Source organism: Streptomyces sp. CNX435, assembly GCF_059570575.1.
In genome coordinates this window covers 65,257-89,337 of sequence record NZ_JCANTA010000005.1, presented here as the reverse complement: position 1 = coordinate 89,337, position 24,081 = coordinate 65,257, and the positions used below count along the sequence as shown (strand labels likewise).

General features: G+C 75.8%; 17 protein-coding genes. 6 read left to right on the top strand and 11 right to left on the bottom strand.

The window, feature by feature from the left end; all coding sequences use genetic code 11:
• Positions 1-86 precede the first annotated feature (86 nt).
• Both T328_RS11280 and T328_RS11275 read right to left on the bottom strand, forming a co-directional pair.
• Entirely contained in the window at positions 87-470 is a 384-nt protein-coding gene (locus tag T328_RS11280; protein ID WP_496495828.1) for a DUF3017 domain-containing protein, read from the bottom strand.
• On the bottom strand, positions 470-1,369 hold the full coding sequence (locus T328_RS11275; RefSeq protein WP_496495827.1) for a bifunctional methylenetetrahydrofolate dehydrogenase/methenyltetrahydrofolate cyclohydrolase: 900 nt from the start codon (positions 1,367-1,369) through the stop codon (positions 470-472). The genes T328_RS11280 and T328_RS11275 overlap by 1 nt, the downstream gene beginning before the upstream one ends.
• A gap of 114 nt (positions 1,370-1,483) precedes the next feature.
• Between T328_RS11275 and T328_RS11270 the strand changes: the two genes are divergently transcribed.
• Positions 1,484-2,107 (top strand): hypothetical protein, encoded by a 624-nt coding sequence (locus T328_RS11270; protein WP_496495826.1) that lies wholly within the window; start codon positions 1,484-1,486, stop codon positions 2,105-2,107.
• A gap of 132 nt (positions 2,108-2,239) precedes the next feature.
• Here T328_RS11270 and purH read toward each other — a convergent pair whose 3' ends face one another.
• A complete protein-coding gene (gene purH, locus T328_RS11265) occupies positions 2,240-3,817 on the bottom strand; it encodes a bifunctional phosphoribosylaminoimidazolecarboxamide formyltransferase/IMP cyclohydrolase (protein WP_496495825.1) in 1,578 nt (525 codons plus the stop codon).
• Positions 3,818-3,842: 25 nt separating this feature from the next.
• A complete protein-coding gene (gene purN, locus T328_RS11260; protein ID WP_496495824.1) occupies positions 3,843-4,490 on the bottom strand; it encodes a phosphoribosylglycinamide formyltransferase in 648 nt (215 codons plus the stop codon).
• Positions 4,491-4,828: 338 nt separating this feature from the next.
• Here purN and T328_RS11255 point away from each other — a divergent pair, with 338 nt between their 5' ends.
• A complete protein-coding gene (locus tag T328_RS11255; protein ID WP_496495823.1) occupies positions 4,829-6,082 on the top strand; it encodes a hypothetical protein in 1,254 nt (417 codons plus the stop codon).
• A 103-nt stretch (positions 6,083-6,185) separates the two neighbouring features.
• Here T328_RS11255 and T328_RS11250 read toward each other — a convergent pair whose 3' ends face one another.
• The gene (locus T328_RS11250; protein WP_496495822.1) at positions 6,186-7,616 is read right to left on the bottom strand and encodes a cell division protein PerM; all 1,431 of its coding nucleotides are present in this window, start codon (positions 7,614-7,616) and stop codon (positions 6,186-6,188) included.
• 478 nt (positions 7,617-8,094) lie between these two features.
• Here T328_RS11250 and T328_RS11245 point away from each other — a divergent pair, with 478 nt between their 5' ends.
• Positions 8,095-9,312, top strand: coding sequence for an RNA polymerase sigma factor (locus T328_RS11245; RefSeq protein ID WP_496495821.1), 1,218 nt, complete (start codon positions 8,095-8,097; stop codon positions 9,310-9,312).
• 227 nt (positions 9,313-9,539) lie between these two features.
• On the opposite strand, the gene sucD is transcribed toward T328_RS11245, so the two are convergent.
• From sucD to T328_RS11220, 5 genes are all read right to left on the bottom strand, one after another.
• Entirely contained in the window at positions 9,540-10,424 is an 885-nt protein-coding gene (sucD, locus tag T328_RS11240; RefSeq protein WP_496495820.1) for a succinate--CoA ligase subunit alpha, read from the bottom strand.
• Between the two features lie 22 nt (positions 10,425-10,446).
• Positions 10,447-11,619 (bottom strand): ADP-forming succinate--CoA ligase subunit beta, encoded by a 1,173-nt coding sequence (sucC, locus tag T328_RS11235; RefSeq protein ID WP_496495819.1) that lies wholly within the window; start codon positions 11,617-11,619, stop codon positions 10,447-10,449.
• 226 nt (positions 11,620-11,845) lie between these two features.
• Complete coding sequence (locus T328_RS11230) at positions 11,846-12,979, bottom strand: VWA domain-containing protein (RefSeq protein ID WP_496496080.1); 1,134 nt, start codon at positions 12,977-12,979, stop codon at positions 11,846-11,848.
• 317 nt (positions 12,980-13,296) lie between these two features.
• A complete protein-coding gene (locus tag T328_RS11225; protein ID WP_496495818.1) occupies positions 13,297-16,089 on the bottom strand; it encodes a DUF5682 family protein in 2,793 nt (930 codons plus the stop codon).
• A 310-nt stretch (positions 16,090-16,399) separates the two neighbouring features.
• Entirely contained in the window at positions 16,400-17,638 is a 1,239-nt protein-coding gene (locus T328_RS11220) for an ATP-binding protein (RefSeq protein WP_496495817.1), read from the bottom strand.
• A gap of 152 nt (positions 17,639-17,790) precedes the next feature.
• Between T328_RS11220 and T328_RS11215 the strand changes: the two genes are divergently transcribed.
• Complete coding sequence (locus tag T328_RS11215) at positions 17,791-19,284, top strand: SWIM zinc finger family protein (protein WP_496495816.1); 1,494 nt, start codon at positions 17,791-17,793, stop codon at positions 19,282-19,284.
• Between the two features lie 101 nt (positions 19,285-19,385).
• Positions 19,386-21,110, top strand: coding sequence for a DUF5691 domain-containing protein (locus T328_RS11210; RefSeq protein WP_496495815.1), 1,725 nt, complete (start codon positions 19,386-19,388; stop codon positions 21,108-21,110).
• A 370-nt stretch (positions 21,111-21,480) separates the two neighbouring features.
• Here T328_RS11210 and icmB read toward each other — a convergent pair whose 3' ends face one another.
• Complete coding sequence (icmB, locus tag T328_RS11205; protein WP_496495814.1) at positions 21,481-21,894, bottom strand: coenzyme B12-dependent isobutyryl CoA mutase small subunit; 414 nt, start codon at positions 21,892-21,894, stop codon at positions 21,481-21,483.
• Positions 21,895-22,183: 289 nt separating this feature from the next.
• On the opposite strand from icmB, the gene T328_RS11200 reads away from it, so the two are divergent.
• Entirely contained in the window at positions 22,184-24,019 is a 1,836-nt protein-coding gene (locus T328_RS11200) for a M23 family metallopeptidase (RefSeq protein ID WP_496495813.1), read from the top strand.
• The last annotated feature ends 62 nt before the right edge of the window (positions 24,020-24,081 follow it).

Here is a 24,081-nt window from a genome sequence, read left to right as displayed (position 1 = left end):
TGCCGCGCTCCCGCCCCAGCATGGCATCTGCCAGCACCGACGTGGAGATCCCGGGTACGGACCGGCCCTCCGCCCGGCGCCCGGCGTCAGCGTACGGAGAAGTGCACCGCGTCCTCCACGAGCGGCAGGTCGAGCCACGGGTCCGGCAACGCGACCAGCGCCAGCAGCACGATCGCCAGCCCCAGCACCCCCAACGTCACGATGTCGGTGAACCGGGACCGCACCGCCAGCATGCCGACCTCCGGCACCAGCCAGCGCAGCACGCCGCCGACGAGCAGCGACCCACCGACGACCAGCGTGCCCTCGCGGAACGGGCCCGCGGCCACCGTGATGAACCCGGCCGCCGCTATCGCCAGCACCAGCAGTACCGGCCACTGCCGTACCGGCGGCGGCGCGTGGCCGGACGCCGCCCGGCCGCCGCCCTCCGGGCGTACCGTGCCGCGGGTCGGGAACGCCGCGCGCCGGGCCATCACCGCGCCGCCGGCGAGGCCGCACCCGCCCCGGACGCCCCGGTCGACCCTGCCGCCCCCTCGGCCGCCTCCACGACGTTGAACAGCAGCATCGCGCGCGTCATCGGCCCGACGCCGCCCGGGTTCGGCGACAGCCAGCCGGCGACGTCCGCGACGCCCGGGTGCACGTCCCCGACGATCTTGCCGTGCTCGTCGCGGCTGACGCCGACGTCGAGTACGGCGGCGCCCGGCCGCACGTCCGCCGGCTTGATCAGGTGCGGCGAGCCGGCCGCGGCGACGACGATGTCGGCCTGCCGCAGGTGCCCGGCCAGGTCGCGGGTGCCGGTGTGGCACTGGGTGACCGTGGCGTTCTCGGACTTGCGGGTCAGCAGCAGCGGCAGCGACCGACCGATGGTGACGCCGCGCCCGACCACCACGACGTGCGCCCCGTTCAGCTCCACCCCGAACTGCCGCAGCAGCCGGATGACGCCGTTCGGCGTACAGGGCAGCGGCGCGGGCTCGTTCAGCACCAGGCGGCCGAGGTTGGTGGGGTGCAGCCCGTCCGCGTCCTTGGCCGGGTCGATCAGCTCCAGCACCCGGTTCTCGTCGATGTGCCGCGGCAGCGGCAGCTGGACGAGGTAGCCGGTGCAGGCCGGGTCCTCGTTCAGCTCGCGGACGACCGCCTCGATCTGCTCCTGCCTGGCCGTCGCGGGCAGCTCACGCTGGATGGAGGCGATGCCGATCTCGGCGCAGTCGCGGTGCTTGCCCGCGACGTACTTCTGGCTGCCCGGGTCGTCGCCGACCAGGAGGGTTCCCAGCCCGGGCGTGACACCCCGGCCCTTGAGCGCCTGCACGCGCGTGGCAAGCTCTGCCTTGATTGCGGCCGCGGTGGCCCTGCCGTCGAGAATCTGGGCGGTCATGGGGCCCATCCTCCCCGATGCGGTGGGTAACAGACCAATCAGCCGGTCTGGACAGCCGTACTCGGGCCAGGTCAGTGTGTCAGCACGTCCACAAAACCGCGGAAGAAGGGCACCGTGAGCCTCCCCGACCAGAACAACCCCTACGGCGGGCCCCAGGGCCAGCAGCCGCAGCAGCCGGCACCTCAGGCGCAGCAGCCGACGCAGCAGGCACAGCAGCAGGCACAGCAGGCGCAACAGCCATACGGCGGCGGCTACCCGCAGTACCCCGCCGCCGGCCAGCCGTACCCCGTGTACCCGGGCGGCCCCGGCCCGTACGGCGCCGTCGACTACCCGACGAGCATCCCGGGCAAGGCGACCGCCGCCCGCATCATGATGTTCATCTCAGGCGGGCTGCAGACCATGCTCTCCGTCCTCCTGCTCATCGGCATCGCGGTGGCGAAGGAGGACTTCGAGGAGGGCTTCGAGGACGGCTCGGGCGTGAGCGTCCCCGCCGAGGCCGTGGCGGTCGTCGCCGGGCTCTACCTCGTGCACGCGATCATCGGCATCGTCCTCGCCTCGCTGTTCGGCAAGGGCGCGGGCGGCGTGCGCGTCGGCACCATCGTGTGGCTGAGCTTCCTGATCCTCTTCGGCGTGATGGCGCTCCCGCTCGGCATCATCTGGGTCGCGCTCGGCATCATCTCGATCGTGATGGTCGCGAACCGCGACTCCGGGCGGTGGTTCTCGCGCCCCCGGCCGTGACGTGACGTTCGTCGCGTACGAAGGGAGCCCCGCCGGCGCCGGCGGGGCTCCCTTCGTACGTGCTTCGTAGGTGCTTCGTACGTCCTCGTAAGTGCTTCGTACGTGCCGGCAGACGCTCACCGGCAGACATTCTCAGTGGTAGAAGTGCCGTGCGCCCGTGAGGTACATGGTCACGCCCGCCTTCTGCGCGGCCTCGACCACCTGCTCGTCGCGGATCGACCCGCCCGGCTGCACCACGGCCCGTACCCCCGCGTCGAGCAGCACCTCCAGCCCGTCCGGGAACGGGAAGAAGGCGTCCGAGGCGGCGTACGCCCCCGCCGCGCGCTCCGCGCCCGCGCGCTGCACAGCGAGCTTCGCCGAGTCGACGCGGTTGACCTGCCCCATGCCGACGCCGACGGTGGCGCCGTCCTTCGCCAGCAGGATCGCGTTGGACTTCACCGCGCGGCACGACCGCCAGGCGAACGCCAGGTCCGCGAGCCCGTCCGCGTCCAGCGCCGCGCCCGCGGCCAGCGTCCAGGCGGTCGGGTCGTCGCCCGCGGCCTGGAAGACGTCCCGCTCCTGCACCAGCAGCCCGCCGTCGACCGGCCGGAGCTCCCGTGCCCGCCGCGGCGTTCCGGCGCTCGCCAGGATGCGGATGTTCTTCTTGCGCGTCAGCGCCTCCAGCGCCCCGTCCTCGTACGCCGGCGCGACGATGACCTCAGTAAAGATGTCCGCGACCTGCTCCGCCAGCTCCTTCGACACCGGCCGGTTGACGGCGATCACGCCGCCGTACGCGGACACCGGGTCGCAGGCGTGCGCCTTGCGGTGCGCCGCGGCGACGTCGTCGCCGACGGCGATGCCGCAGGGGTTGGCGTGCTTGATGATGGCGACGCAGGGGCGCTCGTGGTCGTACGCGGCGCGGCGGGCGGCCTCGGTGTCGACGTAGTTGTTGTACGACATCTCCTTGCCGTGCAGCTGCTCGGCGCCGGGCAGGCCGGTGCCGGAGCCGTCGGTGTAGAGGGCCGCGGCCTGGTGCGGGTTCTCGCCGTAGCGCAGCGGGTTCAGGCGGGTGTACGCGGCGCCGACGAATTCCTGCGGGCCGTCGTCGGCGGGGGCGTAGTCCGCGGCGAACCAGTTGGCCACCGCCACATCGTACGCCGCCGTGTGCTGGAACGCCTCCGCCGCGAGCCGCTTGCGCCGCGCCAGGTCGAAGCCGCCGTCGGCGACGGCCTTCAGCACCTCGTCGTAGCGCGCCGGGTTGACGACGACGGCGACCGACGGGTGGTTCTTCGCCGCGCCCCGGACCATCGACGGGCCGCCGATGTCGATCTGCTCCACGCACTCGTCGGGCGAGGCGCCCGAGGCGACGGTCTCGGCGAACGGGTAGAGGTTGCTCACCAGCAGCTCGAACGGCTCGACGCCCAGCTCCGCGAGCTGGCGCCGGTGGTCCTCCAGGCGCAGGTCGGCGAGGAGGCCGGCGTGCACCCGCGGGTGCAGGGTCTTGACCCGGCCGTCCAGACACTCGGGGAAGCCGGTCAGCTCCTCGACCTTCGTCACCGGCACGCCGGCGGCGGCGATGCGCGTGGCCGTCGAGCCGGTGGAGACGAGCGCGACGCCGGCCTCGTGCAGCCCGCGGGCCAGATCCTCAAGACCCGTCTTGTCGTAGACGCTGATGAGCGCGCGGCGCACCGGCCGCCGCGTGCCGGCCGCTGCCGACTCTGTATCGCTCACCTCTGTACTACTACTCACCTCTGGGTTATTCACCGAACCGAACCTTTCGATTCTCGACGCGGTAGCCGTCCCGGGCCAGCCGGCCCACGACGTCGACGAGCAGCCGGCGTTCGACTGCCTTGATGCGCTCGTGGAGCGCCTCGCCCCCGTCCCGGTGGTCCGACTCGCGGACCTCGACCGCGCTCTGCGCGATGATCGGGCCGGTGTCGACGCCTTCGTCGACGAAGTGGACGGTGCACCCGGTGACCTTGACGCCGTGCGCGAGCGCGTCGCGCACGGCGTGGGCGCCGGGGAAGCTGGGGAGCAGCGCGGGGTGGGTGTTGACGATCCGGCCGCCGAAGCGCGCCAGGAACTCCTTCCCCACGATCTTCATGAACCCGGCCGAGACGACGAGGTCCGGCTCGTACGCGGCCGTGGCCTCGGTCAGCGCCCGGTCCCACTCGGCGCGGGTGGCGAAATCCGGGACGCGGCAGACGAACGTCGGCAGCCCGGCGCGCTCGGCGCGCAGCAGCCCGGCGGCGCCGGCCTCGGCGGTGCGGTCCGCGCCTACGGCGACGACCTCGGCGCCGTAGGCGTCCGCCCCCTGCGCGGCGACGGCGTCGAGCAGGGCCTGCAGGTTCGTACCGGAGCCGGAGACGAGCACGACGAGGCGGGCGGGCGCATGCGAAACCACGGCGGATCTCTCTTCGGCGGGCGATTGTGTGTCCGTACGAGCCGCGAGACCCTGGGGTGCCAGGGGGCCCGGGGAGGGGCGACGGACGTCTGCCACCATACCGGGCGTCCCCTGGCGGGGCCGCGGCAGGCCGGGCGGGGTAGCGTCTCCAGTAGCAGTTACGCGCGCCCGCGTACGCGGCCCGGCCGAGCGGGCAGACGACCTGAGGAGACGACGCCGTCCAGATGCAGCCGGACCGACGCCGCAGCGCGGCCCTCCGACGCCCTATCCCCGCATCGGCCGGGGCCCCCTCGCAGTCCCCCGCACAGTCCCGCGGGCGGTTCGGCACGCCCTGGGACGTGCGTGTGCCCGGGCAGGGCGGCGTCGCGTACCGCGACGCCCGGCCGCCGTCGGACGCGGCGGCGCCGGGACCGACGCCGGAGGGCGGCGGGCAGGAGGCGCCGGGTGAGCCGGGCGGGCCGGGGGCCGCGCCCGGTGGGCAGGGGGCGCCGGTCGGCGGCCAGCCGCAGGGGGCACCGCCGTACGGGCCGGGGCCCTACGGCGCTCCGCCGCACGGGGTGCCGCCGCACGGCGCCCCGCCTTACGGGGTGCCGCCTTACGGGGTGCCGCCTCACGGGGTGCCGCCTTACGGGGCGCCGCAGGGGATGCCGCAGTACGGCCCGGGGCCGCAGGGTGCGCCGCCGCAGGGGCTCGCGCCGCAGGGCCCGCAAGGACCGCAGGGGCCCCAGGGGCCCCAGGACGCGCCCGGGGGCGGCGGTCACGACGGCGGGCAGCACGGCGGCGGTCAGGGCAACGGCGGCCAGGGAGGTCAGGGGGGCCAGGGAGGTCAGGGGGGCCAGGGCAACGGGCAAGGTGGTCAGGGCAACGGCCAGGGCAACGGGCAGAACGGCGGCCAGGACCAGCCGCCGCCCCCGTGGGGCAACCAGTGGAGCAGCCACCAGCCGCCCGCGGGGCACGGCAGCTGGGGCGGCGGCGACCCGGGCCAGCCGGGCCCCGGCGGTCCGGGCGGCCCTCAGGGCCCCGGGCCGGGACCCGGCCCGGGGGGCTCCGGCGACGGGTCGGGCCCCGGCCGGGACAACGGCCGCAACAACGGCCGGGACAACGGCGACGGCCCCGGCCGCAACCTGCGCTGGGACCCGACGGACCCGGTGCAGCGGCGGTCGCGGTACGCGCTGCTCGCCGGCATGTGGGGCTTCTTCTTCGCCCTGTTCAACTGGTGGCCGCTGGCGCTGCTCCTCGGCGCGCTCGCCCTCTACTGGGGCATCGACGCGCTGCGCGGCAAGCCCGGCGGGCAGAACAGCGCCGCGGCGGCCAACGGCCGCAACGGCGGCCGGAACAACGCCGGCGGCACCGACGCCTTCGGCCAGCCCGTCCAGCGCCGGTCGACCGGCGGCCGTCCGCACACCACGGCGGCGATCACCGGCATCGTGGCAGCGGGCATCACGCTGTCCATCGTGCTCGCCGGGTTCGCGGTGCAGGTCGCGTACCGGGACTACTTCAACTGCCGCAGTGACGCGCTCACGGAGACGTCGAAGGACAAGTGCAGCGACGAACTGCCCAAGCCGCTGCGGACGTTCTTCGAGCGCGACTGACGGCGACCGAGGGGACTGACGGCGCGGGACGGCCGGGCGGTCCGACAGCCCGGCTTGCCGAGCCGGGGCGCCGGGCCGTTCTGTGGCCCGTACGGCCACGGCGTCAGTCGCCGCCGGACTGCTCCTCCCACTCCTCCGCCAGCCGTGAGCGCGGCTCCCACGACGGCCAGCCCTGCCGGCCCCACTGCCGCCTCCGCACCCGCGAGGGCGCGCCGGGTGCCGTGACCGGCACCGCCGGTCCCGTCACCGCCGGCGGCCCCGCGCCGCGCAGCCGCACCGCCCGTACCACGAGCGCCACCGGCACCCCGATCACCGCCGTCCACGCCACCGCCGCGCCACCGGCCTGCCACCACACCGGCCCGAAGTCCGCCAGCGTCTCCGTACCGAGCGGCCCGCCGGCGAACCACGCCAGTGCCGCCGTGCCCGCGCCGCAGGCGAGCGCCGCCGCGGCCGTCACCCACACCGTCGGCCACCACCGCCAGCTCGGCGCCCGCTCCCCCGCCACCGGCGCCGCGGCCCGCCCCGCGAAACACCCGACGACCACCCCCGCCACCCCCGGCACGGCGGCGGCAGCCCAGGTCAGCGGCCCACCGGGGCCCTCCCCCGGCACCGCGGCGAGCAGCGGGAAGACGGGCTGCACGGGGTAGTCGGCGGCGCCCAGCGGCGACACCACGCTCCCGGCCCCGACGGCGAAGCCGGGCCCGAGCCCGTACGCCGCCGCCCACGTCGCGGCGTTCGGCAGCAGCGCGACGGCGAGGAGGAAGACGCCGAACCGGCCGGAGACCGTCGTGGAGAGGGAGAGGAAGTGCTCCTGCGCCACGGCCGCGTGCATGACCAGGGCGACACCGCAGAGCAGCGCACCGCCGCCGAGCAGCGCGACGACCCCCGCCGCCCCGGCCCGGGCGACGGCCTCCGCGCGCGGCGCCGCCCCGGCCCGGGCGACGGCCTCCGCTGGGCGCCGGGGGCGGGGCAGCAGCACGGCGGGCGTCCCGGCCGCTGACCACACCCCGGCGGCGGTGGCCGCGGCCACCGTCAGCGGGACCACCACCGCGGCGCTGAGCGGCGGGGCGTGCAGCGGCCCGCCGCGGGCGTACGCCGTCACCGCGGCGGCGACGGCGAGGTAGCCGCAGGCCACCCACGCGCCGATGGCCGGCGGCGCGAGCGGCGGCCTGCCGTCGCGCAGGGTGAGCGCGTCGCGCGCGGTCCGGTGCATGAGCAAGACGGGCAGCGCCATGAGCAGCAGCGGCGTGAGCCCGACGGGCGCGGGCACGCCGGTGCGGGTCTCGGTGCGTACGAGATCGGCGCCGTGGGCGAGCAGCCACAGGTCGGCGACCAGGTGCAGGGCCCCGCCCGGGCCGCTGTCGGGGTACGGGGACGTGAGCCACAACAGCAGCACGAGCACGGCGAGAAACCCCAGGCCGAGACCGGCGGCGAGGAACCCGCTCGCTACCGCGGCGACCACGGCGGCGACGCGGGCGCCCTGGGCCTGGCGCCGCGGGGAGAACGACGGGGCGAGGTCGGTCAATTGGCTCACGGCCGCCATGGTGCCAAATACACCCGTTTCGCCCTGGTAACGAGCGTATGCCCGTCGTGTTGGCCACGATGGCGCTATGGACCCTGACATATCGCCGCTGGGGCCGCTGGGGCCGCTCGGGCCGCGGGAGAGGCGCCGGAGGCGGCGCGGGCGGGGGCGGGGGCGGTCGACGGAGCTGGAGGACACGCAGGAGCTGCCGGTGGTGGGCGGGGGGCGGAGGGCCGGGGCCGGGAACGGGGCCGCGACCGGGAGCGGGGACGGTGTCGGGGCTGAGGGCGGGGCCGGGGCGTACGGGCGCAGCACGACCGGAGGCGGGGCGTACGGAGCCAGGGCGTACGGGCTCGGCACGACCGGAGGCGGGTCGTCAGACGGTGGGGGGTCCGGAAGCGGGTCGTCAGACGGTGGGGGGTCCGGAAGCGGGTCGTCAGCCGGTGGGGGATCTGACATCGGGCTGCCCGGCATCGGGCTGCCCGGCATCTTGGTGCCGGGAGGCGGGGCGTCCCGCGGCGGCACGCCCCGGAGCCGGGCGGCCGGGGGCCGGGCGCACCGGGTCGGGGCGTACGGGAGCCGGGCGTACCGGGCCGGGCGCCGGGCCGCCGCCGCGCGGAACTCCGCGTCGGCCGCCGGCGCCACCGCCGCCGCCGCGCAGGCCGCGTACGACGCGCTCTACCAGCGGTGCGCCGCAGACGTCACCCGGCACACGTACCTCCTCACCGGCGACCACGCCCTCACCCGCGAAGCCGTCGAGCACGCCTTCCACCTCGCCTGGGAGCGGTGGCCCGAGGTGGCCTCCGACCCGGATCCGCCGGGGTGGGTGCGGGCCGCCGCGTTCGAGTACGTGCAGGCGCCCTGGGAGTGGCTCCGCGCCCGGCGGCGCCGGCGGCGGTGGGCGTCCGGGGGGCGGGGCACGAAGAAGGATGCGCACGGGGACGAGCCGTACGGCACGGCGGTGGACCGGCGGCTGTTCGCGGCGCTGCTCGCGCTGCCGGAGTCGTACCGCAGCGCCGTCGTCGTCTACGACGTCGTCGGGCTCGACCTGCCCGAGGCCGCCGCCGAGCTGGAGGCCACCACCCTGGCCGCCGCGGGACGGCTGACGCACGCGCACGAGGCGCTGGCCGCGGCCGTACCGGAGCTGGGGCAGGTCCCGCCGGACGAACGGGCAGAGGCGCTACGCACGCGGCTGCGGCGGTTCGCCGCCGCGCAGCCGATACGCACACTGCCGCCCGGCGCCGCGCGCCACCGCAGCGAGCGCCGTACGGACCGGCAGCTGCGCGGCTACGCCCTGCTCGCCGCCGCCCTCCTCCTCGCCGCCGCGGCCGTCACCGCCCTGGGCGAGGACCACACCCGCGACAAGGCCACGCCCCCGGCCCACCTGTGGCAGGCCGCCCGGACCGCTCAGCACCCCGCCCCGGGGGTGGGCACACCACCCGTGCCGGGTCACGTCGCGCCAGCCGCGCCGAGCACGGGCAACCCGCCCGCGTCGGATCACGTCCCACCGTCCGCGCCGAGCACAGGCACCCCACCCGCGTCGGATCACATCCCACCGGCCACACCGGGCACAGGCACCCCACCCGCGTCGGATCACGCCGCGCCAGCCGCGCCAGGCAGGGGCACACCGCCCGTGCCGGATCACGTCGCGCCAGCCGCGCCGAGCACGGGCAACCCACCCGTGCGTGTCCACCGCCCGCCTGCCTGAGGCGCGCCCCACACCGGCCACGCCTCGACACCGCCACCGCGCCCACGCGCCGCGCGCTCGTCCCGACCAGTGCCCCACCGCCGACCACCCGCGGCCCACCGCCGACCACCCGGGGCCCCTCCGGGCCCCGCCTGCGACGCGCCCCGCGTGGACACGCGAAAGCGGGCCCGCCCCCGCAGGGGCAGGCCCGCTCCTGTTCCGCTCGCGGCAGACCGCGGCAGACCGCGTCAGCCCGCCAGCACCTCGCGGGCCAGCCGCGCCGTCTCCGACGGCGTCTTGCCGACCTTCACGCCCGCGGCCTCCAGCGCTTCCTTCTTCGCCTGGGCCGTGCCCGACGAGCCGGAGACGATCGCGCCGGCGTGGCCCATCGTCTTGCCCTCGGGGGCGGTGAAGCCGGCGACGTAGCCGACGACCGGCTTCGTCACGTTGGCCTTGATGTAGTCCGCGGCCCGCTCCTCGGCGTCGCCGCCGATCTCCCCGATCATCACGATCAGGTCGGTGTCGGGGTCGGCCTCGAAGGCTTCGAGGGCGTCGATGTGGGTGGTGCCGATGACCGGGTCGCCGCCGATGCCGACGCAGGTGGAGAAGCCGATGTCGCGCAGCTCGTACATCATCTGGTACGTCAGCGTGCCGGACTTCGACACCAGGCCGATCCGCCCCGGCTTGGTGATGTCCGCGGGGATGATGCCCGCGTTGGACTGGCCGGGAGTGATCAGGCCCGGGCAGTTGGGGCCGACGATGCGCGTCTTGTTGCCCTTCGCGCCCGCGTACGCCCAGAAGGCGGCGGTGTCGTGGACCGCGATGCCCTCGGTGATGACCACCGCGAGCGGGATCTCGGCGTCGATCGCCTCGACCACCGCGGACTTGGTGAACTTCTCCGGTACGAAGATGACGGTGACGTCCGCGCCGGTGGCGTCGACGGCCTCCTGGACCGAGCCGAAGACCGGGATCTCGGTGCCTTCGAAGTCGACCTTCTGGCCCGCCTTGCGGGGGTTGACCCCGCCGACGACGTTGGTGCCGGACGCGAGCATCCGCCGCGTGTGCTTCTGGCCCTCCGAGCCGGTCATGCCCTGGACGATGACCTTGGAGTCCTTGGTGAGGAAGATAGCCATGGTTTTCTTCTGTCCTCTGTCCTTACTTGGCGGCCAGCTCGGCGGCGCGGTCGGCGGCGCCGTCCATCGTGTCCACCTGCTCGACGAGCGGGTGGTTCGCGTCGCTGAGGATCTTGCGGCCCAGCTCGGCGTTGTTGCCGTCGAGGCGTACGACCAGCGGCTTCGTGACGTCCTCGCCCTTGCTCTTGAGCAGCTGCAGGGCCTGCACGATGCCGTTGGCGACCGCGTCGCAGGCGGTGATGCCGCCGAAGACGTTGACGAAGACGGACCGGACGTCCGGGTCGCCGAGGATGATCTCCAGGCCGTTGGCCATCACGTCGGCGGAGGCGCCGCCGCCGATGTCGAGGAAGTTGGCGGGCTTGACGGCGCTGTGCTTCTCACCCGCGTACGCGACGACGTCGAGGGTGGACATGACCAGCCCCGCGCCGTTGCCGATGATGCCGACCTGGCCGTCGAGCTTGACGTAGTTGAGGCCCTTGGCCTTGGCGGCGGCCTCCAGCGGGTTGGCGGCGGCCTTGTCCTCGAACCCGGCGTGGTCGGGCTGGCGGAACTCGGCGTTCGCGTCCAGCGACACCTTGCCGTCCAGCGCCAGGACGGTGCCGTCGGCGGTCTTGACCAGCGGGTTGACCTCGACCAGGAGGGCGTCCTCCTTGACGAAGACGGTCCACAGCGTCTGCAGGACCTGGACGACCTGGTCGGCGATCTCGGCGGGGAAGCGGGCGGCCTCGACGATCTCGCGAGCCTTGGCCTCGGTCACGCCCTCGTTCGCGTCCACGGGGATCCGGGCCAGCGCCTCCGGCTTGGTGGCCGCGACCTCCTCGATGTCCATGCCGCCCTCGACGGACGCCATGGCGAGGAACGTGCGGTTGGCCCGGTCGAGGAGGTACGACACGTAGTACTCGTCGGCGATGTCGGCGGTCTGGGCGAGCATCACCTTGTGGACCGTGTGGCCCTTGATGTCCATGCCCAGAATCTGGCCGGCCTTCTCGACGGCGTCGTCCGGGTCGGACGCGAGCTTCACGCCGCCCGCCTTGCCCCGGCCGCCGGTCTTGACCTGGGCCTTGACGACGGCGCGACCGCCGAGCTCCGTGGTCACCTGGCGCGCCGCCTCGGGCGTGTCGATGACTTCGCCGGCCAGCACCGGTACACCATGCTTGGCGAAGAGATCCCTCGCCTGGTACTCGAACAGATCCACGCGCGTCCGTCCCTTGTGATTCAGTCGTGTCGCGTTGTAATGGCAGGGTCGTCTTGCAGATTAGTCCTGCCTGACAGCACGGCCTAAACCCGGGGTCCCACCGGTGCGGTGAGAACGGTCACAGGTGCGGTCCGGGTGTATGCGGGGTACGGATGGGCCCCGGAGGACTGGTCTCAGATCCTTTTCACGCCTCCGTTTTCACGTCTCCGTTTTCCCGTCTCCGTTTTCATGTCTCTGTCGGGGCGGGCAGCGGGCGGCCCTCGAGAGCCGCCGCCATCACCTCCGGGAACCGCTCCGGGGTGCAGGCGAAGGCGGGCGCGCCGAGGGCGGCGAGCGCGGCGGCGTGGTCGCGGTCGTACGCGGGCGCGCCCTCGTCGGAGAGCGCGAGCAGCGCGACGAACTGCACGCCGGACGCCTTCATCGCGGCGACCCGCTTCAGCATCTCCTGGCGTATGCCGCCCTCGTACAGGTCGCTGATGAGCACGACCACGGTGTCGGCGGGGCGGGTGATGCGCTGCTGGCAGTACGCGAGCGCCCTGTTGATGTCCGTACCGCCGCCGAGCTGGGTGCCGAAGAGCACGTCCACGGGGTCGCTGAGCTGGTCGGTGAGGTCGACGACGGCGGTGTCGAAGGCGACGAGGCGGGTGGCGAGGGAGCGCATGGAGGAGAGGACGGCGCCGAAGACGGACGCGTAGACGACGGAGGCGGCCATGGAGCCGGACTGGTCGATGGCGAGGACGACTTCCTTGCGGACGGAGCGGGCGGCGCGCGCGTAGCCGACGAGGCGCTCGGGGACGACGGTGCGGTGCTCGGGGACGTAGTTCTTGAGGTTGGCGCGGATGGTGCGGTCCCAGTCGATGTCGCGGTGCCGGGGGCGCTGGACGCGGGCGGCGCGGTCGAGTGCGCCGGTGAGGGTGGCGCGGGTGCGGGCGGCGAGCTTGCGCTCCAGTTCGTCGGTGACCTGGCGGACGACGGCGCGGGCGGTCTCGCGGGCCTCGTCCGGCATGGCCTTGGCGAGGGAGAGCAGCGTGCCGACGAGGTGCACGTCGGGCTCGACGGCGGCGAGCATCTCGGGCTCCAGGAGGAGCGAGGCGATGCCGAGCCGGTCGATGGCGTCACGTTGCATGACCTGGACGACGGGGGTGGGGAAGTACGTCCGCACGTCCCCGAGCCACCGCGCCACCTGCGGCGCGGACCCGCCGAGCCCGGCCCGCCGCCGGCTGCCGCCGGGGGCGGGGCCGTCGGGGGAGCCGTAGAGCGCGGCCAGCGTCCGGTCCATGCCGGCGTCGGCCCCGTCGAGCGCCTGCCCGGTCCCGTCCCCGCCCCCTTCGGCCCCGAGCACGAGCCGCCAGCGCCGCATCCGCTCTCCGCCGCGGGAGGCGGGGGGCGGGGTGGCAGGGTCGGCGAGGGTGGGGGGAGACCCGGGTTGAGGGTTGGCGGGGGGTGTCGGGGTGGCGTTCGCGGCGCTTGCGGAGGTGGCGGGGGTTGCGGCTGCCGGGCCGGTCGGCGGGGTTGCCTGTGCGGTACGGGTCACCAAGGGCCGGTCGTCCGGGGCGGTACGGGCCTGCGGGCGGCGGGGGTCGGGGCTGGTCATCGAGGGCTCCTCGGGCGGGGGGTGGCGGCGTGGCGGTGGACTGCTTGCGGGTGTCCGGCCGTTGGCGGCGGGGGTGTGCGGGGTCACCGGCGTCCCTCCTCCGTGCCCAGCAGCGCCTGGATCGTCGGCAGGACGGCCGCGGCGCGGTCGGCGTCGACCTCGTCGGCGAAGCCGGGCAAGCCGTCCGGCTCGGCCGGGCCCGCGGCGGAGGCGCCGCGGCGTACCAGCTCGCCGAGGGCCCGCCGGGCACCCGGCTCGTACTCGGCGAAGGTCCGCCGAAGCAGCGGCAGCACGTCCGTGAAAGCGTCGCCGGACAGCCCGGTCAGCCAGCCGTCGACCAGCGCGAGCAGCCGCTCGTCGTGCACGAGGAGCATGCCGCCGTCACCGCCGAGGAAGCCCTCGATCCACGCGGCGGCGTCCGCGGGCGGCACCGCGTGGGACAGGGCGAGGCCCATGACCCGCTCCGCCTCGTCGGCCGGCATCCGGCCGCCGTCGAGGAGCAGCCGCACGGCCCGGCCGCGTATGAGCCCCGGCACGGCGTCCCGGCCCCCCAGCACCCGCAGCGCGGCGGCCCACCGCCCCCGCAGCGGCGCCGCCCCGGCCGGCGCCGCACCGTCGCCGGGAACGGCACCGCCGTCCCCGGACCGGCCGCCGTCCTCGTGCCCTCCGTCCCCGCGCCCACCGTCGCGCGGCGCACCGGCCCCGGAACCCGTGTCCGGCGCACCGGCCACCGCCGCCTCGGCGGCGCCTTGCCCGGTCCGTGCCGGGCCCTCGTCGCGCCGTTCCGCCGCCTCCGCGCCCGCCCCGCCCCCCGTGCCCGCCTCCGGGCCCGCGTCCAGCAGGGCCACCGCGCCGTGCACCGCGTCGACGTGGGTACGCATCTCCCGCGCCCCGTCCGCGTCGAGCCCCACGCAGGCGCCGGGGAGGCCGACGAAGATCCGGTCGGCCAGGCCCGTGGCGACCTCCGCCAGCGCCGCCGTCTCCGTGCCGCGGACGTCGCCGTAGCGCACCGACCGGGCCAGCGCGGGGAGCGCCTGCGCCAGGTGGCCGACGTCCGCGTCAAGCGCCGCGCGGTCGGCGAGGGCCTGCATGGCGACCGGCAGCGCGTCGGACAGCTCGGCGAGCAGGCACTGCTCGGCCAGCGCTGTGACCTCCGCGAGCGAACCGGCCTGCGCCGCCTCGTACTCGGCCTTCGCGGTGGCCGCCGCGACCACCGTCGTGCCCCAGAGCGCCGCCTCCACCACCCGCACGGACAGATCGGGCTCCCAGCGCAGGCTCCACGTCTCGCGGAACGTGCCGGTGCTCGCCCGTGAGACGGCGGGCACGCCCCAGTCGACGCCGAGGAGCCGGAGCCGGTGCAGCAGGCGGCTGCGCCCGGCGTCGGTGTCCTTGCGCAGGTCGAGCTGCAGCTCACGTTCCTCGGCGGCCGGCTTGAGGCGCAGCGCCTTCTGCGTGCGCACCAGATCGCGCTGCAGCGGCACGGCGGGGGCCCACTCCGGCACCTCGCCGAGCGCGTCGCCCACGACGAGCCGGTCGGCGACGAGCGCCAGCGGCACCTCGGAGCCGTCGCACATCACGGCCCGTACGGCGTCGAGCGTCTCGGCGAGCCCGGCGAGCGGGCGGCCCCGCATCGTCGCCAGCGCGGTGGCGAGCCGCACGGCCTCGATGACGTGCGCCGACGAGACGGTCCGGCCCTCGCCGCGCAGCAGGTCGGCGACCTTGATCAACCAGCGCTCGATGGGCCGGTCCGGGGCCTCGAAGAGGTGCGCGTACCAACCCGGGGAGTCGATGCCCGCGCCGTAGCCGCTCTGCCGCGCCAGCCGCCGATGGGTCCATGGCACCCAGGCCATCTCGGTCTTGACCTTGGGCAGGCCCTTGAGCACGCGGCGGTCGGCGGTGACGGTGGTACGGGTCCGCAGCGCGGGCACGTGCCAGGCACCGCACACGACGGCGACCTGCCCGTCGAACTCGCGCCGCGCTTCCCGCAGCCGCAGCCGCATGTGCGCTTCGCGCGCCAGATCCCGGTCGTGGCCCCCGTCGCCGTACTGCTCGCGCAGCACGCCCATCGCCTCGCCCAACGCGGCGAACGGCGCGGTCACGTCACCGCCTTCGGCGGACTCGGCGGAAGCAGGGGTGCCGCCCGGGCCCGTAGCGGGAGCGTCGCCCGGCCCGTGGGGCCGATCCGGTGCCCCGGAGTCCACCGCCGCACCGGTCGCCGCCCCCGGTCCGGCGCGCTCCTTCCCCGGCTCGGACACCGGCCCCGGGGCGGGGGGCACGGCGCGGTGCGGCAGGCGGTGCTCGATGGCGTCCTCCCACCACCTCTCCGGGTCGTCGTAGCCGGCGGCCTCCGCGAGGACCGCGAGCGGATCGATGCGCAACGCCTCGGGACCCGGCGCCCGTTCCGCTCCTTCGGCCCCTCTCTCCGCCTCCTCTCCGTCCGCGTCGGCCTGCGCCCCCTCGCCGCCCACCCCCGGGCCTCCGGGGGCCAGTTGCTCCACACCGGCCATCGCGAGGGTGTGGGCGGCGGGGAGGTCGATGAAGCGGACCGGGACGCCGTGGCGCAGCGCCCAGCGGATCGCGACCCACTCCGGGGAGAAGTGCGCCAGCGGCCAGAACCCCGCCCGCGCCGGCTCGTCCACGGCGTGGGCGAGCAGCGCGACGGGCGGTCGCATGTCCTCGTCGCCGGCCAGGGCGACGATCGCGTCCGCCTCCGGCGGGCCCTCGATGAGCACCGCCCGCGGCCGGTACGCGTCGAGCGCCGCGGCCACCCCGCGCGCCGAGCCTGGGCCGTGGTGCCGTACGCCCAGCAGCAGCGGCTCGACGGTCGCCGCGCCCGCCGCACCGCCCCGCCGACGCACCTCCTCCGCACCGACCACAGCCCTCTCCCCCGCGTCCACGCCTCCGGCTCCCCCGGCGACGTACTCCGTGCCGCTCCCCGCCCCGTGCCCCGCGGCTCCCCCGACCCGGTTCTCCGCGCCCCCGTACTCCGGGGCTTCGTGCTCCCCGCCGGCGTCCCCGCGCGCGTACGCCCCGTCCGCTACCCGCGTGCCCGCGCCGCCACCGCCCTTCTCCCCTGTCCCTTCTCCGTCCCCTCCTCCTACACCTCTTTCTTTTATGCTCCGCAACCCCACGACCCCTCCGGCTTCCCGTTCCCCGGCCCGCACACCGTCGCCTCCACCGCCGAGGTCACGCCGTGACCTCGCGGCACGCCCGGTAGAAGTCCTTCCAGCCCTCGCGCTCGCGCACGACCGTCTCCAGATACTCCTGCCACACCACACTGTCGGCCGCCGGATCGCGGACGACCGCGCTCTGGATGCCCGCCGCCACGTCGCTCGCCCGCAGCACCCCGTCGCCGAAGTGCGCCGCCAGCGCGAGGCCGCCGGTGACCACGGATATCGCCTCGGCCGTCGACAGCGTCCCGGACGGGGACTTCACCTTCGTCCGGCCGTCGGCCGTCTGCCCGTCGCGCAGCTCGCGGAAGACCGTGACGACCCGGCGGATCTCGTCGACCGCCTCCGGGACCGGCGGGAGCTGGAGCGAGACGCCGATCTGCGCCACGCGCTGCGTGACGATGCCGACCTCGTCCTCGGGCGACGCCGGCAGCGGCAGCACCACCGTGTTGAAGCGGCGGCGCAGCGCGCTGGACAGCTCGTTGATCCCGCGGTCGCGGTCGTTGGCGGTCGCGATCACGTTGAACCCCCGGACCGCCTGGACCTCTTCGCCCAGCTCGGCGATCGGCAGCGTCTTCTCCGACAGGATCGTGATGAGCGAGTCCTGCACGTCGGCCGGGATCCGGGTCAGCTCCTCGACCCGCGCCGTCATGCCCTCCGCCATCGCCCGCATCACCGGGCTGGGCACCAGCGCCTCCCGGCTGGGGCCGGCGGCGAGCAGCTGCGCATAGTTCCACCCGTACCGGATCGCCTCCTCCGGCGTCCCCGCCGTCCCCTGCACCAGCAGCGTGGAATCGCCGCTGACGGCGGCGGCCAGATGCTCCGAGACCCAGGTCTTGGCGGTGCCGGGCACGCCGAGGAGCAGCAGTGCCCGGTCCGTGGCCAACGTGGCCACCGCGACCTCCACGATCCGGCGCGGGCCGACGTACTTGGGCGTGATGGCCGTACCGTCCGGGAGCGTGCCGCCCAGGAGATACGTGGACACCGCCCACGGCGACAGCCGCCAGCGCGGCGGCCGGGGCCGGTCGTCCGCGGCGGCGAGGGCCGCCAGCTCGTGCGCGAAGGCGTCCTCGGCGTGCGGCCGCAGGGCGGCGTCCGCGGCCGGGGAACCCTCGGTGCCCGCGGAACCTCCGGCACCCGGGGAGCGCTCGGCGCCCGCCCCGGCCGAAGTCCCCGCGCCCTCCGCGGCCTCCGCGGCCTGCCCCGCCTCAGCGGTGCCCCCGATGGCCGCGTCTGCCCCTGTCGTGGTCGTCATCGTCCCCTCCTCGCCGACTCGGTCGCAGCCGCCGCCGCTGCCACCGCGACGCCTGCGGAAACCACCTTGCCGTACGGCACTGACACCGGCCCCGAGCCTGTGGATATCGCAGGTCAGGGCCGTTGTCAGTGGCGGGCCGTAGCGTCGTGGGCATGGAGGGGCAGAGCGAGCGGTGGAGCGCGGATCAGGTGTGGGGGCTGGCCCCTGACGCCTCGTCACGAACGGCGGCGAGCAAGCTCGCCGCGGCCGGGCCGTGGGCGGAGTCCGGGGCCGCGGGCGAGGCGGTGTGGGGGCTGTGCCGCGGCAGCGGCAGCCGGCCGTACCAGACGGTGGTGGATCTGCAGGGCCCGGCGTACAAGTGCAGTTGTCCGAGCCGGAAGTTCCCGTGCAAGCACGCGCTGGGGCTGCTGCTGCGCTGGGCCGGGGGCGAGGTGCCCGAGGTCCCGCGGGACGCCGGAGCCCCGCGGGACGGAACCTCGCGGGATGGAGGGGACGAGGATCCGGTGCCGGAGTGGGCGGCCGAGTGGCTGGCGAGCCGCCGGGAGAAGGCGGAGCGGAAGGCCGCCGCCGAGCCCGCGGCGGAGCGGGCCCCCGATCCGGCGGCGGCGGCCGAGGCCCGGCGCCGGGCGGAGCAGCGGCTGCAGCGGATCGCCGCGGGGGCCACGGAGTTGGAGCAGCGGCTGACGGACCTGCTGCGGGACGGGCTGGCGACGGCGCCGCGGGGCGCGGTGTGGGAGGAGACGGCGGCGCGCATGGTCGACGCGCAGGCGCCCGGGCTCGCGGCGCGGGTCCGCGAGTTGGGGTCGCTGCCGGCCTCGGGTCCCGGCTGGCCGGCCCGGCTGCTCGCCGAGTGCAGCTTGATACACCTGCTGGACCAGGGCTTTCTACGGCTGGAGGAGCTGCCGGAGCCGCTGGCGGCGACGGTCCGCGCCCGGGTGGGCCTCACGGTCGACGCCGCGGGGCTGCTGCGCGGCGGCACGCTCCGGGACTGCTGGCTGGTGCTCGCCCAGGAGGACGCCGACGACGGCAAGTTGGTCACGCGCCGCATCTGGCTCCACGGCGCGCGCTCGGAGCGGACGGCGCTGCTGCTCGCGTACGGCGCGGCGGGCCGGGCGCCGGAGCAGTCGCTGCCGACGGGGCTGGTGCTCGACGCGGAGCTGGCGTACTACCCGGGCGCGTACCCGCTGCGCGCGGCGCTGGGCACGGTCCACGCGGGCCCGCGGTCCCCCGGCGGAGGCGAGGGCGGCCCGGAGCGGGCCGTCCCGCCGGGGGCCGGGATCGCGGAGGCGGTCGCGGCGTACGGGGCGGCGCTGGCGGCGGATCCGTGGCTGGACGGGATACCGGTGGTGCTCACCGACGTGATTCCGGTGCCGGAAGAGGGGGGCGACGGCTGGCAGTTGGCCGAGCGCGCGGGCGACCGCGCGCTGCCGCTCCACCCGGCCGCGGCGCGCGGCCCGGGCGTGTGGCAGCTCCTCGCGGTGTCGGGGGGCGGCCCGGTCACGGTCTTCGGCGAGTTCGGCCACGCGGGCTTCCGCCCGCTGACGACCTGGTCCGCGGCCACGGCGGTCCCCCTCACGGGCGCCACGGCGGCTGGGGTGCCAGCGCCGCCGATCGCGGCGGCAAAGGGAGGGGGCACATGGCGTTGACGAGGGGCTCGGCCCGGCCCGGGTCGGCGCACGCGCGCAGACCACCGGGGGTCGGCACACGGGGTGGACGGCGGCGGGGCGAAAACGGGTGGAGGGGTCGTATGACGGTTGAGGTGCGGGGCTTCGGGGAGGGCTCCTCCGGCTGGGGGGAGTTGGTGGCCGCCGCTGTGGTCGGGGCCGGGCGGCGCGGCGTCGACGAGGGCGCGCTGCTCGACGCCGCCGCCGCGGTGACCGTGCGGCGGCGTGCCGGGGCCGTGCCCGCCCCGGCGCGGGCGCTGCCCGAGCCCGCCGCGCACGATCCGCGGCCCCGGCTGCCCGCCGCCGCGCGGCGGCGCCTCGCCGCGCTGCTCGCGGACCGCTCCGGCACCGGCGGCGGGAGCCGCCGCGGTCCGGTCCCCGACCTCGCCGAGCTGATACCGGAGTGGCTGCGGTACGCCGACGAGTGCGGCTACCAGGCGCCGCCCGAGTTGCTGCCCGCGCTGCTCGACGCCGCCCGCGCCCGCATCGACCTGCGCCCGTACGCGCTGGCCCTCGCCGGGCCGCGCGGGCTGTGGCTGGCCGAGCGGGCCCCGCAGTGGGCGCCGCTGCTGCGCGACGGCGCGGCCGGGCCCGCGCTGCCCGACCCGCGCGACGCGGGCGCCGTCCGCGCGCTCTGGGAGGAGGGTCCGCGGGCCGGCGGGCCGGGGACCAGCCAGGTGCGCAGCGCGCTCTTCGCCGAGGTACGCCGGTCCGATCCCGCCGGCGCCGTCGAGCTGCTGGCCTCGACGTGGTCCGGGGAGAAGGCCGAGGACCGGCTGGCGTTCGTGGAGTTGCTGCGCACGGGGCTGTCCCTGGCCGACGAGCCGTTCCTGGAAGCGGCCCTCGCCGATCGCAGCCGCGGCGTACGGGCCGCCGCGGCCGACCTCCTCGCCGGGCTCACCGGCTCCGCGCTGGCCGGGCGGATGGCCGCGCGGGTGCGGTCCCTGGTGGTGCTCGACCGCAGCGAGGACCCGCCGGTGGTCGCGGTGGAGGCGCCGTACGAGTGCGACGCCGCCATGCAGCGGGACGGAGTGGTGGCCAAGCCGCCGGCGGGCATGGGCGAGCGGTCGTGGTGGTTCGGGCAGGTGGTCGCCGCGGCGCCGCTGGCGGTGTGGGCGGAGGTCTTCGACGGCCGGACGCCGGAGGCCATCATCGCGCTGCCGGTCGCGGACGGCTGGCGGCCGGACCTGCTCGCCGCCTGGAGCCGCGCCGCCGCCCGGCAGCACGACTCCGCGTGGGCCCGCGCCCTCCTCGGCACCGCCCCGACCTCACCAAGGAACGAGCCGCCCGGCTTCACCGCGGGACCGCCCGGCACCGCGCCCGCCCCCGCGCCCGCCTCCGGTGCCGCCGCCTCCGGTGCCGCCGCCTCCGGCAGCGCCGGAGGCGGCGGCGAGCACGTACCCGGACGGGACCCCGCGCGGCTGCTCACCGCGCTGCCCGGGATGGAACGGGCCGCGTGGGTGGCGGAGTTCATCTCGGCGCACGGGCTGTCGGAGGCGTTCCGGCTCCTCGGCGCCTGCGCGGTGCCGTGGCCCGAGGAGCTGGGCCGGGCCGTGGTCGACGCCCTGGAGATCGCGCGGGACGGCGGCAGCTATCCGTGGAGCTTCAGCGGCGTGATGGGGCTCGCGGAGCGCTGCCTCGACCCCTCGTACGCCGTCCGCCTCGAACCGCTCGCCGCCATGCACGAGGAGGCGGAGGAGAGTTCGCCCGGCGCCGCCGGGTACTGGTCGGAGGCGTTCCAGCGGCTGGTGGCCACGCTGCGGATACGGGCCGAGATGCGCGACGAGCTGGGCGCGCCACGCCCCTGACCGGGGCGGGGAGGGGTGGGGGCGAGCGGGGATCGTGCCCGCAGCGTGGTGCAGGGCAACGCCCGTACGTGGTGGGGCCATCCGGCGCCCGACGCCGTTACCGCCCGGGCGGGGCGGGAAGCGGCTGCCCGCCGGGCGGGGCGCGCTCCGTGGTGAAGGCGCGCTCCGTGGTCGGGCGGGCCCCGAGGCCCGTGCCACCTGCGGAATCGTAGCCGGGACCGGTGACACCACGTCGCGGACGCGACCCGAGCGGGGCGGGTCGGTGTCGCACGCGCCGCTTCCGGCGACACTGACCGCGCCACGCCCTCGCGGGCAGCCGCCGCGGTTCAGGTCGTCATCGGACGTACGCGCCCGCCGCCGCCCGCAGGGCTCACGCGCCCGCCGGCTCGCGCACGTTCGCCCGTACCCACTCCACCACCTCGGTCGTCGCCGCGCCCGGCGTGAAGATCTCCGCCACGCCCAGCCCCTTCAGCCGCGGGATGTCGTCGTCCGGGATGATCCCGCCCCCGAACAGCTTGATGTCCAGCGCGTCCCGCTCCCGCAGCAGCTCCACGACCTTCCCGAAGAGCGTCATGTGCGCCCCGGAGAGAATGGACAGGCCGATCGCCTCGGCGTCCTCCTGGATCGCGGTGTCGACGATCTGCTCCGGCGTCTGGTGCAGGCCCGTGTAGATGACCTCCATGCCGGCGTCGCGCAGCGCCCGCGCGATGACCTTGGCGCCGCGGTCGTGGCCGTCGAGCCCCGGCTTGGCCACCACCACGCGGATCGGACCGGTGCCACTCATCGCTGCCTCCATCGCGCGGTCCCGCGCGCTCGTGAGTCCTTCGAGGGTGTGAACGAACGTTATCCCCAGCATCGCGCACCCCGGCCGAACGCAACATCCGGGGAGGGCGAAATCACACGGGCGGCCACCGGCAAAACGGACAGCCATGGCCTCGTTCTTACTCTCGGGTACTCGAAAAATCGGGCAAGTGCCCCGAACGCGCCCCGGTGAAACCAAGGAAAGATTGTCGAGCCGTGGGACGCCCGGTACAGTCGCGGCAGTCTCCTGCCCCCGAGGCGAAAGAGAAGTGGTGAACGACCGTCCCCCGTCGGGCTTCCCCACCCCGACCTCTCCCACTGGCGAGGCCTCCTCCCTCGGAAGCCTCGACGGCTACGGGTACGGCTACGACACCTCCGGCCACGGCGGCGGTTCCGGTGAAGAGCCTCTCCATCACGGCTATCAGAGCTACGACGGCTACGACGCCAGCCACCCGGGCGCATACGCCACCACCGGCTACGAGGCCGGCGGCTACCTGACGCCCGAACCCGCCCCGTCCTGGGACACCGGTACGCAGTCCGCCGACTTCGGCGCGTACGGCACGAACGGCCTGTACGGCACGGCCGATCCCTACGCCGCTAACGCCGCCGACGCCAACGCCTCCGGCGGCTACGACGTCTCCGCCCTGTGGTCGGAGAGCGCCGGCGACACCCCGGCCGCCGGGGTTCCGGCCGGCGGCATCCCGCGGCAGGCGGGCCCGGCCGACGACTACGACTACGGCTATCCGTCGGCGAGCAACCCGACCGCGCAGTGGAACACCAGCGGCGAGTGGTCCGGCTGGGACACCGGCACGCAGCACGAGGCCGCGGCGCAGTACGAGGCCGCGCAGCAGTACGACGCGGCGCAGCAGTACGACGCCGGGCACCACGAGGCCGCGCAGCACACCGGCACGCAGTACGACTCGGCCGCCGGCTGGGACACCACCGGGCACTACGACGCCACGGCGTTCGCGGACGTGGCCACGGACGCGACGGGGTACCCGGACGCCACGGCGTACACCGAAGCGACCGCGTACCCCGAGTCGTTCGCCGGCACCGCCGCGGCCACCAACACGTACGACGCGTACGACGAGCACGCCGCCTACGCCACCGCCGCCGCCACGGAACACGCCACCGGCACGGAGCCCGCCGAGTACGCCGCGTACACCGAGCACGCCGAGCACGCCGCCGACCCCGAGGCGACCGCCGCCTGGGACTTCGCCGAGCACGACGCGCTCGGCGGCCACCCCGGCACCCATGGCGCACCCGCCGCCCCCGAGACGCCCGAGGCCCTCACCGCCGCCGGCCCCGCACCGGAGCCGGAGCCCGCGGGCCGCACCGTCGGCGCCCCCGTCGGCCGCGCCGTACGCTCCGGCCGCCGCCGCTGTCCCAAGCGCTCCGCGCTGCTCACCGTCGCCGTGCCGTCCATCGCCGTCGTCGGCGTTGCCGGGGTCGCCGCCGCGACCGTCACCGGCACCGGCACCGACGGCTCCGAGGACGACGGCAAGACGACGCAGGCGGCCCCCGACACCGGCTCCGCCACGACTTCGAAGGCCAACGCCGCGCTCGACACGCAGCTCCGCGGAGTCACCGAGGACGCCGACGACTTCGCCGACCGCGCCAGCCGCACCCAGGAGCGGATCGACCTCAAGGAGAAGCAGGAGGCCGAGCGGAAGCGGGAGGCGGAGGAGGCCGCGCGCAAGGAGGCGCTGCGCCCGAAGTTCGCGGTCCCGGTCGACAACACCGGCCTCAGCGCGTACTACGGCCAGGCCGGCGTCAACTGGATGTCCGTGCACACCGGCATCGACTTCCCCGTCTCGTACGGCAGCGAGGTGAAGGCCGCCACGGACGGCACGGTCACCACCCGCTACGACTACTCGTACGGGAACATGCTCGTCCTCACCGCCCCCGACGGCACCGAGACGTGGTACGCCCACCTCGACAGCTACGCCATCACCACCGGCCCCGTGCAGGCCGGCGACGTCGTCGCCTACTCGGGCAACTCCGGCAACTCCACCGGCCCGCACCTGCACTTCGAGGTGCACCCCTACGGCGGCGACGCCATCGACCCGCTCGCGTGGCTGCAGGAGAAGGGCCTCGACCCGCAGTAAGTCCGTCCGGCCGCCCGGCCGCGCAATCCGCCCCGCAGCCCCCAGCCCCCAGCCCCCAGCCC

Excerpts from the sequence above, each read along its gene's own strand:
- T328_RS11280 (WP_496495828.1), bottom strand. The coding sequence starts at position 470 with ATGGCCCGGCGCGCGGCGTTCCCGACCCGCGGCACGGTACGCCCGGAG.
- T328_RS11275 (WP_496495827.1), bottom strand. The coding sequence starts at position 1,369 with ATGACCGCCCAGATTCTCGACGGCAGGGCCACCGCGGCCGCAATCAAG.
- sucD (WP_496495820.1), bottom strand. The coding sequence starts at position 10,424 with ATGGCTATCTTCCTCACCAAGGACTCCAAGGTCATCGTCCAGGGCATG.
- T328_RS11230 (WP_496496080.1), bottom strand. The coding sequence starts at position 12,979 with ATGCGGCGCTGGCGGCTCGTGCTCGGGGCCGAAGGGGGCGGGGACGGG.
- T328_RS11220 (WP_496495817.1), bottom strand. The coding sequence starts at position 17,638 with ATGACGACCACGACAGGGGCAGACGCGGCCATCGGGGGCACCGCTGAG.
- T328_RS11215 (WP_496495816.1), top strand. The coding sequence starts at position 17,791 with ATGGAGGGGCAGAGCGAGCGGTGGAGCGCGGATCAGGTGTGGGGGCTG.
- T328_RS11210 (WP_496495815.1), top strand. The coding sequence starts at position 19,386 with ATGACGGTTGAGGTGCGGGGCTTCGGGGAGGGCTCCTCCGGCTGGGGG.
- icmB (WP_496495814.1), bottom strand. The coding sequence starts at position 21,894 with ATGAGTGGCACCGGTCCGATCCGCGTGGTGGTGGCCAAGCCGGGGCTC.